Here is a 15134-nt window from a genome sequence, read left to right on the forward strand (position 1 = left end):
GCATGCCGGCCGGCGCCTCTAATCGACGATGCCGAGCGCGCGCATGCGGGCGATCGTCTCCATCAGCTTCGGCCCGGTCTCCCGGCGCAGCACCGGCTCGGTCATCAGGAAGGCCGGGCCGCTCACGTTCACGGAAAAAATGCCGCGCGCGCCGGGGCTGTGGATCGGGGCCGCGACGGCGTTGATCTCGGAGCGCCAGATGCCCACGCCGACGCAGAAGCCGTGCTCGGCGATCTCGGCGAAGCAGCGCTGCATCGTCCGCTCCAGGGCCGGCCACTCGGCCCCGCTCTCCCGCCGCAGGCGTTCGATCAGCGGGCCGCGCTGCTCCTCGTCCATGCCGGCGAGGGTCGCCATGCCCATGACGCTGCGCGCGAGCGGGAGGTGGAAGCCGACCTCGCTCGACAGGGTGATGGTCTGGCCCTTGCCGCGCCAGAGCTGGACGTAGACGCAGTGCAGCCCGTCGAGGAGCCCGAGCGCCACGTGCGCCTGCACGGCGGTGGCGAGGTCCTGCAGGTAGGGCTTTGCCATCTGCGGGAAGGAGTTCTGGCGCAGGAACGCCGCCGAGAGGGCGAGCACCGCCGGCCCGAGACCGTAGCGCTCGCCGTCCTGCCCGTGCACGAGGTAGCCGAGGCTGAGCAGCGTGTGGGTGAGCCGCGACACCGTCGGCTTGGGCAGCCTGGTGCGCTCGGCGATCTCCCGGTTGCCCAGCATCTCGGAGGCGTCCCGGAAGGCGCGCAGCACCTGCAGGCCCCTGGCGAGTGCCGTGACGAACTGCCGGTCGCCGTCGTCGAGATCGACGAGCCCGGCCTCCTGCGGCGCCGCTGCGCCCGTCCGGCGCGGCATATGCGTCGGCGCGAGGGCCTCTGGCATGATGCTCCCCATGTCCCATCGATCGCCGCGTGCGGCGCGGCCTCTTCTCTCCGCACCGTGCCGGGCTCCGGCCGGTTCGGCAACATGTTTCGCGATGCGGATCGGCATTTCGCTACTTGACCCGATCCGGCGGCGCGGGCACGTTTCGGGACGAACGCGGGAGGCGGTGGGCACAACGCGCCGCCCGTCCTCGCGGGCGAGGCGCGGCGGCGCCAGATTCCGCCGGCGACGCCGAACACGGCGCGCAGACGCCAACGACTCGAATTGCCGAGATCGAGGAGGAAACAGTGAACGGATCGATCGCGGGCCGTACGCTCGCCGGCTTGCTCGTGCTCGGCGCGGCCCTCGCGGGCCCGTCGGCTCTCGCCGCCCCCGCCACCCTGAAGATCGCCTTCGTCGACCCCCTCTCGGGCGGCGGCGCCAGCACCGGCGAGGCGGGGCTCAGGACCTTCCAGTACATGGCGGAGCAGAACAACGCCAAGAACGCCGACCTGAAGCTGGAGGTGACGGGCTACGACAACAAGCTCAACCCGCAGGAAAGCCTCGTCCAGCTTCAGAAAGCGATCGACTCCGGCGCCCGCGTCGTCGTCCAGGGCAACGGCTCCAGCGTCGCGGCCGCGATCATCGACTTCGTGTCCAAGTACAACGACCGCAATCCCGGCAAGGAGATCCTCTATCTCAACTATGCCGCGGTCGACCCGGCCCTCACCAACGCGAAGTGCAACTACTGGCATTTCCGGTTCGACGCCAATTCCGATATCAAGATGGCGGCCCTGACCAACTTCATCAAGGGCAAGCCCGAGGTGAAGAAGGTCTACCTGATCAACCAGGACTACTCGTTCGGGCAGGCGGTGCGCTCGGCCGCGCGGGCGATGCTGAAGGAGAAGCGTCCCGACGTGCAGATCGTCGGTGACGAAGTCGCCCCGCTGCAGAAGGTCAACGACTTCTCGCCCTACATCGCCAAGGTGAAGGCGTCGGGCGCCGACACGGTCATCACCGGCAACTGGGGCCAGGACATGTCGCTGCTGCTGAAAGCAGCGGCCGACGCGGGTCTCCAGGCCAACTTCTACACCTATTACGGCGGCGGCGCGGGCGCCCCGACCGCGATCAAGCAGGCGAACCTGGGCGATCGCGTCTTCCAGATCGCCGAGGGCTACGCGAACATTCCCTATCCGCCCGGCCACGACTTCGAGAAGGCCTTCCGGGCCCGCATCGGCCAGGAACTGACCTATCCGCGCGTCGTCAACCTGATGAACATCCTAGTCAAGGCCGCCACCGAGGCAAAGTCGACGGATCCGAAGGCCATCGCCAAGGCGATGGAGTCGATCCACAACGATACGCTCTACGGCAAGGACAGCTTCATGCGGCCGGACGACCACCAGCTTTTTCAGACCATGTACATCTCCAACTTCGGCCCGATCGACACGGCGAAGGATTTCGACAGCGAGAACACCGGCTGGGGCTGGAAGGGCATCGGCGAGATCAGCGCCAAGGACACGGTGGTGCCCACCACCTGCAAGATGGACCGGCCGAGCTGAGGATCCTCCTCTCGACACCGACAGGAGGCTCACGGGAACCCCTCTCCCGTGCGGGAGAGGGGCAGGGGATCGAAGATCCCGCGTGAGGGTCCCGGGAGGGTGCCGCAGCGAAGCTGAGACCGTCGTGCGGGGAGCGGAACGCTTCAGGTTCAGCGACCAACCTCAATGCTGGTAGCGCCAGCGTTCCGCCTTCTTGCTGCTCCCTCCCGGGACCCTCACCCCTACCCCTCTCCCGCACGGGAGAGGGGATCCCGCGCCTCATTCGGCGATGTGTGAATAGGCTAGCCCGAACGGGAGAGGGGTTCCGTGGCGTATCCCGCGCAACCCGCCGCCGATCCGCCCATCGTCATCCGCCGACCTCGCTTCAGGAGGCCGCCCGTTGCTTGAACTCTTGATCGTCTCGACCCTNAATAGGCTAGCCCGAACGGGAGAGGGGTTCCGTGGCGTATCCCGCGCAACCCGCCGCCGATCCGCCCATCGTCATCCGCCGACCTCGCTTCAGGAGGCCGCCCGTTGCTTGAACTCTTGATCGTCTCGACCCTGAACGGCGTGCTCTACGGCATGCTGCTCTTTCTGATGGCGAGCGGGCTGACGCTCATCTTCAGCATGATGGGCGTGCTCAACTTCGCCCATGCGAGCTTCTACATGCTCGGGGCGTTCTTCGGCTACCAGATCAGCCGCTACACCGGGTTCTGGATCGGCCTCGTGGCCGCGCCGCTGGTCGTGGGCGGCATCGGGGCGCTCGTCGAGCGCTACGGCCTGCGTAACGTCCACCGCCACGGCCACGTGCCGGAACTGCTCTTCACCTTCGGCCTCGCCTACGTGATCGAGGAGGTGGTGCAGATGATCTGGGGCAAGCTTCCGGTCGATTACCGGGTGCCGCCGCTGCTCGATTTCCCGGCCTTTACGATCTTCGACACCAACTACCCGGCCTACAAGCTGTTCATGCTGGCCGTGTCGGTGGCGATCTTCCTCGGCCTGCTGCTCGTGCTCGCCCGCACGCGGATCGGGCTGATCATCCAGGCGGCGCTGACGCATCCCAACATGGTGGGGATGCTCGGCCACGACGTCGCGAAGGTGTTCATGCTGGTCTTCGGGGTCGGCACCGGCCTCGCCGCGGTGGCGGGCGTCATCGCCGGGCCGTCCCTCGTCACCCAGTCCAACATGGCGGGCCTGCTCGGGCCGATCCTGTTCGTGGTCGTGGTGGTCGGGGGTCTCGGCTCGCTCACGGGCGCCTTCGTGGCCTCGCTGCTGATCGGGCTGGTCCAGACCTTCGCGGTCTCCCTCGACGTGTCGGTGTCGAGCGTGGCGCAGGCGCTCGGCATCACGGCGCAGCCCTCGGGCGGGGTGCTGGGCGATCTCTGGACGGTGACGATCGCGCAGATCGGCCCGGTCATTCCCTACCTTCTGCTGGTCATCGTGCTGATCGCGCGGCCGACCGGGCTCCTCGGGAACCGTGAAGCATGACGGACCTCGTCGAACGCGCGCCGGCCGGCGACTGGGCCGGGGGTCAGACCGAGAAGGCGGTGCGCCCGCGGACGGGCGGGCGACTGGGCCACGTGGTTCCCTGGATCATCGCCGCGGCGATCCTCTTCGCCGCGCCCCAGATCCTCACGAGCGGCACCTCGCTCACGATGATGAGCCTGATGGGCATCATGATCGTGTTCGCCCTGTCCTACAACATGCTGCTCGGCCAGACCGGACTCCTGTCCTTCGGGCATGCGGTCTATTACGGGCTCGGTGCCTTCTTCACGGTCCACGCCATGAACGTGGTGGCGGCCGGGCGCCTGCCGGTGCCGCTCGCCGCCCTGCCGCTCGTCGGCGCGGTCACCGGGCTCGCCTTCGGCATCGTGCTGGGCGCGGTCTCGACCCGCCGGGCCGGCACCGTGTTCGCGATGATCTCGCTCGGCCTCGCCGAACTGGTGGCCTCCGGCTCGCACATCCTGCACAGCTTCTTCGGCGGCGAGGAGGGCATCACCACCAACCGCACCAAGATGATGCGGCTGTTCGACCTGAACTTCGGGCCGCAGATCCAGGTCTACTACCTGATCGCGGCGTGGTGCCTGATCTGCGCGATCCTGATGTACGCGATCACCCGCACCCCGCTCGGGCGGCTGTGCAACGCGGTGCGCGAGAACCCGGAGCGGGTCGAGTTCATCGGCTACGAGCCGCAGACGGTGCGCCTGATCGCCTTCTGCCTCTCGGCGATGTTCGCGGGCGTGGCGGGCTCGCTCGCGGCCATCAACTTCGAGATCGTCAACGTGTCGTATCTCAGCCTGCACCAGTCCGGCGTGGTGCTGCTCGCGGCCTTCATCGGCGGCATCGGCCACTTCGTCGGGCCGGTGATCGGGGCCGTGGTGGTGACGCTGCTGCAGGTCTCGCTGAGCGACCTGACGGAGATCTGGCAGCTCTATTTCGGGCTGATGTTCATCGCCATCGTGATGTTCGCCCCCGGCGGCATCGCGGGCCTCGCGATGATGCACGGGCCGCTGATCCGGGCCGGCACCGTGAACCGGCTGATCCCGTCCTACCTGCTGGCGCTCGTGCCCGCGCTCGTCATGCTGGCCGGCCTCATCGCGCTCATCGAGATGGCGTTCCGGGCCCTGGTGAAGGCGGGCGACGGCACCGCCATGACCCTGTTCCGGATCCCCCTCGACGTCGCCGGCCCGCTGCCCTGGATCGTCGCGCTCCTCGTCGCGGGCGGCGGCTTCCTGGCCTTCCGGGCGACGTGGCCGCGGGTGGCGGAGGCGTGGGACGCGGCCTCGGCCGCCGCCAAGGAGGTCTGAATGGCAGCCCCCGCCGTCGAACTCTCGGGCGTCACCAAGTCCTTCGGGGCGACGCAGATCATCGCGGGCGTGGACCTCGCGGTGCCCGCGGGCGAGCGCCACGCCATCATCGGGCCGAACGGGGCCGGCAAGTCGACGCTGTTCAACCTGATCAGCGGCCGGCTGTCGCCGACGAGCGGCACGATCCGCCTGGAGGGCACCGACATCACCGGCGAGCGCCCGGCCGCCATCAATCGGCGGGGGCTGGCGCGCAGCTTCCAGGTCACGAACATCTTCCCCAAACTCAGCGTGTGGGAGAACGTGCGCTGCGCGGTGCTGCGCGCGATGGGCTACCGGCCGATCTTCTGGCGCGGCATCGAGCGCCTGCCGGGCGTCGCCGCCCGCACGGCCGAGATCCTCGACAGCATCCGCCTGGGCCACCGGGCCGCGATGCCGGCCGGCATGCTCGCCTACGCCGAGCAGCGGGCGCTGGAGATCGGCATCAGCATCGCCAGCGACGCCCGGGTGATCCTGCTCGACGAGCCGATGGCCGGCATGAGCCACAGCGAGAGCGAGCACGCCACCGCGCTGATCCGCGAGGTGACGGCCGGGCGCACGCTCCTGATGGTCGAGCACGACATGGCGGTGGTGTTCGGGCTCGCCGACCGCATCTCGGTGCTGGTCTACGGCCGCATCATCGCCACCGACGTCCCCGAGCGCATCCGGGAGAACCGCGCCGTGCAGGAAGCCTATCTGGGGGTCGCCGCCGCATGAGCGCCGCCGTCGCCAGCCCGCCGCCGGCGCGGGCCGTGTCGCCCGCGACCGGCCCGGCCCTGCTCGAGGTCGAGGACCTGCACGCCTTCTACGGCAAGAGCCACATCCTCCAGGGCGTGAACTTCCGGGTCGGAGCGGGGGAGATCGTCTCGATCCTCGGCCGGAACGGCGTCGGCCGCTCCACCACCCTGAAGGCGATCATGGGCGACGTGCCCCCGCGGGGCACGATCCGCTTCAAGGGCCAGCCCATCGCGGGCCTGCGGCCGCACGTCGTGGCCCGCCGCGGCCTCGGCTACGTGCCGGAGGAGCGCGCGATCTTCCCCAAGCTCACGGTGCGCCAGAACCTCGCGCTGGGCGAGAAACCCGGCACGGGCGCGCGCTGGAGCTACGAGGAGATCTTCCGCCTGTTTCCGCGGCTGGAGGAGCGCATCGACACGCCCGGCGGCGTCCTCTCGGGGGGCGAGCAGCAGATGCTCACCATCTGCCGCACCCTGATGGGCAACCCCGACCTCATCATGATCGACGAGCCGACCGAGGGGCTCTCGCCCCAGATGGTGGCGCGCGTGGGCGACCTCATCGGCGAGATCGCGGCCCGGGGCGTGGCGGTGCTGCTCGTGGAGCAAAAACTCACCATCGCCCTCAAGCTGTCGCAGCGCCTCTACGTGATGGGCCACGGGCGGGTGATGTTCGAGGGCACCCCCGCCGACCTGATGGCGAACGAGGCCGTGCGGCGGGAGTGGCTCGAAGTGTGAGCCGCCCACGCGGGCCTGCGCATCAAAAGAACGATCTGGAGACGCCGGCCTGATGCAATCAGGCCGGATGCGGCTCTAGCGCACGCCGAGCAGTTCGACGTCGAAGATCAGCGTGGCGTTCGGCGGGATGACGCCGCCCGCGCCGCGCGCGCCGTAGCCGAGGTCCGGCGGGATCAGCAGCGTGCGCTTGCCGCCGACCTTCATGGTCGACAGGCCCTCGTCCCAGCCCTTGATCACCTGGCCGGTGCCCACCGCGAAGCCGAGCGGCTGGCCGCGGTCGACGGAGCTGTCGAACTTCTTGCCCTTCTTGCCCTTGTCGTCGAGCCAGCCGGTGTAGTGGACGTTCACGGTCTGCCCGGCCTTCGGCTGGGGTCCGGTGCCCACCACCTCGTCCTTGTACTTGAGGCCCGAGGGAGTGGTGACGAAGTCGGCGGAGGAAGCGGCAGCAGTCATGGCGATCAGCACGGCTCCGGCTGTCAGGAGAGGGGAGAGGCGCATTGCGGGCGCGGGTCCTGTCTTCTCAAGGGTCGGGGGCCTGCGTTAGCACGGGCGCGCCGCCCTGCCGAGGGCAGCGGCCCCGGAGCATCGCGGCAAGGCGCGTGGATCAGGCGCGGGGCAGCGCCTCCGGGTCGATCGGGGCGCCGTCCGCCCAGCCGAGCAGCACGCGGCGCACGTCCTCCGGCTCGATCAGGCGATGGGTGGCGATGGTCTCGCCGCCGCCGACGCGCACGCTGAGGCCGCCATCCGCGTTCACCGTCGCGAAGGCCTTTTCGTCGGTGAGGTCGTCGCCGAGAAAAACCGCGCGGCGGCCCGCATAGGGTGCCTCCTGCTGGAACGTGCGGATCGCATGGCCCTTGGTGGCGGTGGCGGGCAGGATCTCGCCCACCGCCTTGCCGAGCTGGAGCCGGTACTCCTCGCCGAGGTCGCGCGCCGCGCCCTCCACCGCCGCCTGGGCCTTGCCGGCATCGGACGGGGTGGCGAGGCGCCAGTGCACCGCCACCGAGCAGCCCTTGTCCTCGATCAGCACCGCGTCGAGGTCGGCCACCGCGCGCTGGAGCGCCGCCACCCCGGCCCGCAGGCGCGGATGCGCGTCGGGCTCGCAGCCCGCCACCGCGCCGCCGCGGCGCAGCTCGACCCCGTGCAGGCCGCCGACATCGAACCGCTCCGGCGCGAGGAAGCCGTCGATCGTGGCGATCGGCCGCCCGGTGACGATGGCGAGCGCGCCGCCGAGGCGCGCGCGCAGGCGCGCCAGGGCCGGCGGCAGGGCGGGCGGGACGATGACTTGGTCCGGCCGCGGGGCGATGTCGACGAGCGTGCCGTCGAAGTCGAGAAATAGCGCGTAGGCGGAATCGGTCACGGCGCGGCACTCCGGAGGCGTCGGGGTCCGATCCTGCCCCCGGGCCGGCGACGGCCGTGCGACGGGAGGGACCCGGCCCGGCTTAGAGCCAAGCACCGCCCCGACGCAATCGCCGCGGGGCGGCATGCCGCAATGCGGGGCCGCGCGGCCCGCGCCATCCTCGGCGTCGACGACAGGAGGCGCCATGCGACCGCAGCCGATTCGGCCTAAGCCGGGCCAGGAGAGCGTGTGGGATTATCCCCGTCCGCCGCGGCTGGAGCCGGTGGAGGCGCGCCTGCACGTGGTGCTCGGCGGCGTCACCATCGCCGATACGCGGGCCGGCTGGCGCGTGCTGGAGACGAGCCATCCGCCGACCTACTATTTTCCGCCCGACGCCGTCCGGCCCGGCGTGCTCGGGCCGCCGCGCTTGGCCGGGATCTGCGAGTGGAAGGGCCGGGCCGTCCTGTTCGACGTGACGGCCGGCGGGCGGCAGGCGCCCGGGGCCGCCTGGGCCTATCCCGATCCCACGCCGGGCTTCCGGCCGATCGCCGACCACGTCGCCTTCTACGCCGCGCCGATGGATGCCTGCTACGTGGGCGACGAGCGGGCGGAGCCGCAGCCGGGCGCGTTCTACGGCGGCTGGATCACGGCGCGCGTGGTCGGCCCGTTCAAGGGCGGTCCGGGGACGATGGGCTGGTAGCGGCCGCGAGGCGGTCGAGGGTCGCGCTCATCCGCCGGACGTGACTTCCGGGCCAGTAGACCCGCCCGCAGGCCGGGCAGATTCTCAACGGGCCGGGCCCGTCCCGGCTCGGTGCTAGAAGGGCCGCGATCTCGCCTGCTCCCGCGTCGCGCAACGGCGCGTTGTCGAGGAGGCAGCGGGTGAAGGGCGCGAGGCGCCAGTCGACCAGGCGCAGCCGGGACAGGTGCCGCGCCTGGGCCTCGGGCCGGTCCTCGGGGAGGCGGAGGCCACAATCCGCCGCGGTCTCGGCGAGGCGGCGGTCGAGGGTGAGCAGGGTGCGTCCCTCCCGCCGGGTCGCGGCGGCGAGGATGGCGTCGGGAGTGCCGGGCGCCGCGAGCGCGGTATCATGCCCGGCCGCGCGCAACAGGCGCGCGAGCCGGCCCAGCATCTCGTCGCAGAGCCACGCCGCCAGCTTTACGCCCCGCCCCAGTTCATGGTGAGTCCCCCATCCATCACCCAGGTCTGGCCGGTGACGTAGTCGCCGTACTCGGAGGCCAGGAACAGGGCGAGGCGCGCGATCTCGATCGGCTCGCCCGGCCGGTGCCAGGGAATCTCCTTCATCGAGGCCTCGCGCTTCTGCGGATCGTCGAGCCGCTCCTGCGTCATCGGCGTGGCGATCAGGCCCGGCGCGATGTTGTTGACGTTGATCCGCTGCTCCGCGAGTTCGATCGCGAGGCTGCGGGTCAGGGAGCCGAGGCCGGCCTTCGCCATGCCGTAGGGTGCCGAGTGCGGGGTCGGCAGGTGCTGGGCCACCGACGAGATCGTGACGATGCGGCCCCCGCCGCCCCGCTCGCGGCGCTGGCGCACGAAGGCCCGGGCGCAGTGCAGCGGCCCCTTCAGGTTGGTGTCGAGGATGAGGTCGAGCTGCGCGTCGGGCAGGTCGGCGACGGGCGTCTGCGCGCCCATGCCCTTGCCGGCGTTGTTGACGAGCACGTCCGGCACGCCGAGTTCGCGCGCCACCCGGTCGAACAGGGCGTTCACGGCGGCTGCGTCCCGCACGTCGAGCTGGGCGACCAAGGCGCGGCGTCCCGCGGCCTCGACCCGCCGCCGCGTCTCCGCCGCCCCCTCCGCGTCGGTGTGGTAGGTGATGCAGAGATCGGCCCCGGCCTCGGCGAACAGCGCCGCGATGGCCTGACCGATGCCGGAATCGGCGCCCGTCACGAGAGCGATCTGGTTGTCGAGCTTCATGCGGCGGCTCCGGGGTGTCGGACCGCAACGTGCCGCTTCCGGCGCTGTTCCTGTGGGGCTCAGCACCGCGCGCCTTCGGCGAGGCGCCGACATCGTGCTCTCGGGGAAGGACCGCGACAATGCCGCCGGCCGGTTGTTGCGCGGTGCCAAGTCTTCCATGGTCGACGGACCAGGTCTCGTCTACCATGACGTCGTCTCACCGAACGGAAGCCGATGGCACGGAGGTGACGAATGAGACGCGTGTCCCGATTGGCCGCCATCGTCGCGGCCCTGCTGCTCTGGCCTGCGGCGCTCCTCGCGGGCGAGGCTCACTGGCCCGCCACGCTGACGATCGGCACAGCCTCGCCCGGCGGGACCTACTACGCCTACGGCGAAGGTCTCGCGAAGATCCTGACCCATAAGCTACGGCTGCCGGTGGTCGCGCGGTCGACGGAGGGACCGAGCCAAAATATCCAGCTCCTCGAGAACGGGGAGGTGCAGATCGCCTTCGTCACGCTCGGCGCCGCGCAGCAGGCCTGGAACGGAGCCGCCCCGGGGGCGGTCGGCAAGCCGATGCGCTCCCTGCGGGCGATGTTTCCGATGTACGACACGCCGTTCCAGTTCATGACCCTGCAGGATACCGGCATCCAGAAGCTCGCCGACCTCAAGGGCCGGCGCGTCGGCGTCGGTCCGGAGACGGGCACCGCCGGCACCTACGTCCCGCAGATCTTCCGCACGCTCGGCATCGACGCCACCCTCGTCCACGGGGAATGGGCGAGCCTCGCGGCACAGGTGCAGGCCGGCACCCTCGACGCGCTCGCGGTCGCCGCCGGCGTGCCGTTCCCGGCCTTCACCGAGCTGGAGCGCAAGAGCCGGGTGCGCTTCCTGACGCTGTCGCCGAGCCAGATCGTCGACCTGCGCCTCGCGATCCCGGAACTCGGGCTGTCGCTCGTGCCGGCCGGACTCTATCCCTCGCTGCCGCAGCGCTACGTCACGGTCGGCCTCTACAACTTCGCGGTGGCGCACCAGAGCCTGCCGGACGATCTGGTCTACGCGATCGTGGCGGCCGTTTTTGCGGAGCACGAGCGGATGATGGAGATCCACTCCGCCGCCGGCGAGACGGTGCCGGCCAACTTCGTGCGCAACACGTTCCTGCCGTTCCACAACGGGGCGAGCCGCTGGTACCGCAACCAGGCCGTGCTCGGCACCGTCGGCACCGATTGAGGGCGGCCCGATCATCCGCGCCCACGACGTCAGAACACTTGGACCACCGAGAGGACGAGGAGCAGGCCCATCGCGACGTTGAAGGCCCGCAAGCCGCGCGGCGAGCGCTCCAGCACGCGGCCGATGACGACGCCGAACCCGGCCCACAGCGCCACGGTCGGCAGGCACACGAGGTCGAAGATGACGGCGATCACCACGATCTCCGTCACCGCGTCGCCCTGCGGGGTCGTGTAGGTCGTGACCGCGCCGAGCGCCATGATCCACGCCTTGGCATTCGCCCACTGGAAGGCGGCGGCCTGCCCGAAGGTGAGCGGTGCGGCCGGACGCGCGGCCGGGCCGGTCTTCGCGTCCGCGGTGGCGATGCGCCACGCGAGGTGGAGGAGGTAGGCGGCGCCCGCGACCTTGAGGACGAGATGGAGCGCCGGCACGGCCGCGAACACGCTGCCGAGGCCGAGCCCCACCGCGACGAGCATCAGCGGGAAGCCGAGCGCGACGCCCAGCATGTGCGGGATCGTGCGGGCGAAGCCGAAATTCGCTCCGGACGCCGCCAGCATGACGTTGTTCGGGCCGGGGCTGATCGAGGTCGAGACCGCGAAGGGGATCACGGCGGCGGCGAGCGCCAGCATGGGGTCATGCCTTGGGCATGCGGGCGCCTCACGCCCCGCGCGGCGCGTCGAGCGCCGGCCAGGGCCGGGCCGCCTCGAAGGCGCGCGCGGCGGCGAGCACCCGCGCGTCCTCGCCCATCGGTCCGACGATCTGCAGGCCCACCGGCAGTCCCGCCCGGGTCAGCCCGCACGGCACCGTGGCGGCGGGCTGGCCGGTGAGGTTGAACGGGTAGGAGAAGGGCGTCCAGGCGAGCCAGTCGTCCCCGAAGCGGCCGTCCGGCGGCGTGAGATGTCCGGCCGTGAAGGCGGGCGTGGCCACGGCGGGGGTGAGCAGCAGGTCGTAGCGGGCATGGAAGCGCGCCATCACGGAAAAAACCGCTGCGCGGGCGTTGAGCGCCGCGAGGAAGTCCGGGGCGTCGATGCGGCGGCCGCGCTCCGCCGCCGCGCGCAAGGCCGGCTCCACCGCCTCGCGGCTCGCCTCCGGGAGGCTGCGCAGCACGCTCCAGGCGCCGACGAGCCAGATGCCGTTGAGGGTCTCGACCGGATCGGCGAAGCCCGGATCGGCCTCCTCCACGGTGGCGCCGAGATCCGCGAAGGCCGCCACCGCCCGCTCGGTCAGGGCCGCCACCTCGGGATCGACCGTGGCGGCAAAGCCGAGCCGCGGGCTCCAGGCCACCCGGAAACCCTTCACGCCGTCCTCCAGCGCGGCGCCGTAATCGGGTGGGGCGGCGAGATTCGCCAGCATATCGCGGGCGTCCGGCTGCGCGATCGCCTGCAGCATCAGCGCCGCGTCGGCGACGCGGTGCGCGAGCGGGCCGAGATGGGCCACGGGCCCGAACGGGGAGGGGGGATAGGCCGGCACGCGGCCGTAGCTCGGCTTGAGGCCGAAGACGCCGCAGAAGGCGGCCGGGATGCGGATCGACCCCGCCCCGTCGGTGCCGAGATGCGCGATGCCGAGATTCAGCGCCGCCGCGGCCGCCGCGCCGGCCGAGGAGCCTCCGGTGGTGACGGACAGGTCCCAGGGGTTGCGGGTGATCCCGGTGAGCGTCGAATCGCCCAGGCCCTTCCAGCCGAATTCCGGCATCGTGGTCTTGCCGAGCGGGATCGCGCCGGCCGCCAGGAGCCGGTCCACCGCCGGGGCGTTCTCGGCGAGCGGCGTCGCGGGCGTCGTGCGCGAGCCGCGCCGCATCGGGTGGCCCGCCCAGGCGATGTTGTCCTTGATGGTCATCGGCAGGCCGTCGAGGGGACCGCACGGCGTGCCGGCCGCCCAGCGCGCCTCCGAGGCGGCGGCCGCCGCGAGCGCGGCCTCGCCGTCCACCAGGATGAAGCCGTTCACGGCCGGCTCGTGCCGGGCGATGCGGGCCAACGCGTCGGCCACGACCTCGCGCGGCGAGAGCCTGCGCGCGCGGTAGGCGGCGATGAGGGCCGTCCCGTCGAGATGCCGGATGTCCGTCATGCGCGTCTCCTCTCCCCGCACGGTGTCACGATGGTGGCTTGCGGGCCAGGCGGATGCCCCCGGCTCCTCACGCGGCCGGATAGGTCCGCCCCTTCCAGGTCGAGACGCCGGCCCGCTGCGGGCGCAGCAGCGCGTTCCACTGCAGGGCGAGCGTGGTCGCGACCGCGAGCGGGTGCAGGGGGATCGTCCACCACGCCTCGCGGGCCTTCAGGGTCACGGCCGCGCGGGTGCCCATCGTGGCGAGGAGGGCCGGCAGCCCCGCCGTGTCGCCCGCCAGCACCAGCAGCCAGGGCAGCAGGTGCCCGCCGAACAGGAGCAATGTCCAGACCGGCAGCGCGCGCGGCGTCGCCATGCCCTCGTGGGCGTTCTTCGAGAACCCGGCCCAGGCCTGCCCGAACGAGGTGTACATCCGGCAGGTGGCGAGCGGAGCGCCGTCGATGAGGTCGGTGCGCAGGCCCGCCCGGCGAAACAGGCGCGGCAGCTGCACGCCGTCGTGCAGGCTCCGGCGCACCGCCGCGTGCCCGCCCGTGGCCCGATAGGCGTCGGCGTCGATCAGCACGAGCTGCCCGCAGGCGGCGCCGAGCGCCGGATGGGACACGCGGCGCGCGAGCGGGATCGGCAGGTATCCGAGGAGCAGCAGGTTGATCATCGGCACGGTCAGGCCCTCGCCGAGGGTGCCGGTGATCTGGCGAGGCACGCCGCTGAGAAGGGCCGTGCCGCTTCGTTCCGCCGCGCCGGCCAGCGCGGCGGCGGCGTCGGGGCCGAGGCGCACGTCGGCGTCGATGAACAGCAGGCGGCGCCCGCGTGCGGCCTGCGCCAGCACGTGGCAGGCGTGGTTCTTGCCGGTCCAGCCCGGGGGCAGGGGCGGCACGGCCACGAGCCGCAGGCACGGATCGCGGGCGGCGAGGGCGGCGACGATGTCGGGCGTGCCGTCCGTCGAGTGGTCGTCCGCCACGATGACCTCGACGGACGTGCCCCGGCTCGCGAGCGCCGCCGCGAGCGTTTCGGGCAGGTTGGCGGCCTCGTTGCGGGCCGGGATCAGGATCGACACGAGGTCGCCCCCTGCCGCCCGCCTCGGCGCCCGCAGGACGATCAGGTTGCCGAGCGCCAGGGCGGCCGGGATCAGCGCCAGGACCAGGGCGGCGAGCGCGAGGGCGGTCACGAGGGTGTTTCCTTGCCGTGGCCGGGCTCGAAACGGCGGCCGGCGAGCGCGGCCCCGACCCGGCGCCACGCATCGTAGAGGCCGCCGACGCCGCGGCGCCCGTCCACGAGGGCGACGAAGCGGCCGGGCTCGCGGCTGCGCACGTCGGCGCTGAGCCGGTCGAGGGTGGCGGTGAGATCGGCTTCGAGCCGCGCGAGCCGCGCGGGCCGCGGCAGCGCCAGGAGGTCGCGCGCCCGCAGCGGCGGCCCGAAGGCGGCGCAGGCCTCCGCGCCCCGCTCCTCCCAGAACGCGTAATCGAGCGCGAGCGGAAGGAAGACGGCGTCGGGCGCGATCTCCGCCAGCCGCGCCACGCCGGGGCGCAGGCCGAGCGGGCGCTCGTGCACGTCGCTGAAGCGGCCCTGCGCGGTGATCCACAGGGCGCGCTCGGGCCGCGAGAGGATCGCGCGGGCGGCGTGGACAAAATCCGCCGCGCCGCGCGGGGCGTCGAGATCGACCCCGAAGGCGCCGATCCGGCCGAAGATGCGGTACTTCTCCAGCATCGCGGCATCGAAGGGCGCGTAGCCCTCCCGGTCGGGAAACAGCCGCGCGCCGAGCACGATGATCACCGCCGCATCCCACCACGCCGGATGGTTGCAGTAGACCACCAGCGGCCCGGGCAGGCCGCCGGTCTCGGGCAGGCCCCACCGGCTCACCCGCAGGGCGTTCATGTGCCGGCGCAGGTAGCGGCCGAAATAATCCGCCATGAA

The 15134-nt window shown here is 71.8% G+C and carries 16 protein-coding genes; 7 read left to right on the forward strand and 9 right to left on the reverse strand.

What is annotated here, in order from left to right; translation table 11 throughout:
* Positions 1-18: 18 nt before the first annotated feature.
* Positions 19-870: an IclR family transcriptional regulator gene (locus ACKUB9_RS25530; protein ID WP_407528490.1), complete on the reverse strand. Its 852-nt coding sequence runs from the start codon at positions 868-870 to the stop codon at positions 19-21.
* Positions 871-1199: 329 nt separating this feature from the next.
* Here ACKUB9_RS25530 and ACKUB9_RS25535 point away from each other — a divergent pair, with 329 nt between their 5' ends.
* From ACKUB9_RS25535 to ACKUB9_RS25555, 5 genes are all read left to right on the forward strand, one after another.
* Entirely contained in the window at positions 1200-2408 is a 1209-nt protein-coding gene (locus ACKUB9_RS25535) for a branched-chain amino acid ABC transporter substrate-binding protein (protein WP_407528534.1), read from the forward strand.
* Positions 2409-2921: 513 nt separating this feature from the next.
* On the forward strand, positions 2922-3875 hold the full coding sequence (locus tag ACKUB9_RS25540) for a branched-chain amino acid ABC transporter permease (protein WP_407528491.1): 954 nt from the start codon (positions 2922-2924) through the stop codon (positions 3873-3875).
* Positions 3872-5194 (forward strand): branched-chain amino acid ABC transporter permease, encoded by a 1323-nt coding sequence (locus ACKUB9_RS25545; protein WP_407528493.1) that lies wholly within the window; start codon positions 3872-3874, stop codon positions 5192-5194. Before ACKUB9_RS25540 ends, ACKUB9_RS25545 begins: the two co-directional genes overlap by 4 nt.
* Positions 5195-5947, forward strand: coding sequence for an ABC transporter ATP-binding protein (locus tag ACKUB9_RS25550; RefSeq protein ID WP_407528495.1), 753 nt, complete (start codon positions 5195-5197; stop codon positions 5945-5947).
* A gap of 59 nt (positions 5948-6006) precedes the next feature.
* Complete coding sequence (locus tag ACKUB9_RS25555) at positions 6007-6699, forward strand: ABC transporter ATP-binding protein (protein ID WP_407528535.1); 693 nt, start codon at positions 6007-6009, stop codon at positions 6697-6699.
* A 75-nt stretch (positions 6700-6774) separates the two neighbouring features.
* Here the strand turns inward: ACKUB9_RS25555 and ACKUB9_RS25560 are convergent, their stop codons facing one another.
* A complete protein-coding gene (locus ACKUB9_RS25560; RefSeq protein ID WP_407528497.1) occupies positions 6775-7197 on the reverse strand; it encodes an FKBP-type peptidyl-prolyl cis-trans isomerase in 423 nt (140 codons plus the stop codon).
* Positions 7198-7303: 106 nt separating this feature from the next.
* Positions 7304-8056 carry a trehalose-phosphatase gene (gene otsB, locus ACKUB9_RS25565; protein ID WP_407528499.1) on the reverse strand — a complete coding sequence of 251 codons (753 nt, stop codon included), beginning with the start codon at positions 8054-8056 and terminating at the stop codon, positions 7304-7306.
* 184 nt (positions 8057-8240) lie between these two features.
* On the opposite strand from otsB, the gene ACKUB9_RS25570 reads away from it, so the two are divergent.
* A complete protein-coding gene (locus ACKUB9_RS25570) occupies positions 8241-8735 on the forward strand; it encodes a DUF427 domain-containing protein (RefSeq protein ID WP_407528500.1) in 495 nt (164 codons plus the stop codon).
* On the opposite strand, the gene ACKUB9_RS25575 is transcribed toward ACKUB9_RS25570, so the two are convergent.
* Complete coding sequence (locus tag ACKUB9_RS25575; RefSeq protein WP_407528502.1) at positions 8704-9162, reverse strand: Mut7-C RNAse domain-containing protein; 459 nt, start codon at positions 9160-9162, stop codon at positions 8704-8706. The genes ACKUB9_RS25570 and ACKUB9_RS25575 overlap by 32 nt on opposite strands.
* A gap of 26 nt (positions 9163-9188) precedes the next feature.
* Positions 9189-9962 carry an SDR family NAD(P)-dependent oxidoreductase gene (locus ACKUB9_RS25580; RefSeq protein ID WP_407528504.1) on the reverse strand — a complete coding sequence of 258 codons (774 nt, stop codon included), beginning with the start codon at positions 9960-9962 and terminating at the stop codon, positions 9189-9191.
* A 231-nt stretch (positions 9963-10193) separates the two neighbouring features.
* Between ACKUB9_RS25580 and ACKUB9_RS25585 the strand changes: the two genes are divergently transcribed.
* Positions 10194-11165, forward strand: a complete 972-nt coding sequence (locus tag ACKUB9_RS25585) for a TAXI family TRAP transporter solute-binding subunit (protein WP_407528506.1) — start codon at positions 10194-10196, stop codon at positions 11163-11165.
* A 29-nt stretch (positions 11166-11194) separates the two neighbouring features.
* Here ACKUB9_RS25585 and ACKUB9_RS25590 read toward each other — a convergent pair whose 3' ends face one another.
* From ACKUB9_RS25590 to ACKUB9_RS25605, 4 genes are all read right to left on the reverse strand, one after another.
* Positions 11195-11791, reverse strand: a complete 597-nt coding sequence (locus tag ACKUB9_RS25590; protein ID WP_407528507.1) for a LysE family translocator — start codon at positions 11789-11791, stop codon at positions 11195-11197.
* Positions 11792-11819: 28 nt separating this feature from the next.
* On the reverse strand, positions 11820-13226 hold the full coding sequence (locus ACKUB9_RS25595; protein WP_407528509.1) for an amidase: 1407 nt from the start codon (positions 13224-13226) through the stop codon (positions 11820-11822).
* 67 nt (positions 13227-13293) lie between these two features.
* On the reverse strand, positions 13294-14388 hold the full coding sequence (locus tag ACKUB9_RS25600; protein ID WP_407528511.1) for a glycosyltransferase family 2 protein: 1095 nt from the start codon (positions 14386-14388) through the stop codon (positions 13294-13296).
* Positions 14385-15131 (reverse strand): lysophospholipid acyltransferase family protein, encoded by a 747-nt coding sequence (locus tag ACKUB9_RS25605; RefSeq protein WP_407528537.1) that lies wholly within the window; start codon positions 15129-15131, stop codon positions 14385-14387. The genes ACKUB9_RS25600 and ACKUB9_RS25605 overlap by 4 nt, the downstream gene beginning before the upstream one ends.
* Positions 15132-15134 lie beyond the last annotated feature (3 nt).

The organism is Methylobacterium oryzisoli (assembly GCF_046557895.1).
Taxonomy (GTDB): Bacteria; Pseudomonadota; Alphaproteobacteria; order Rhizobiales; family Beijerinckiaceae; genus Methylobacterium; species Methylobacterium oryzisoli.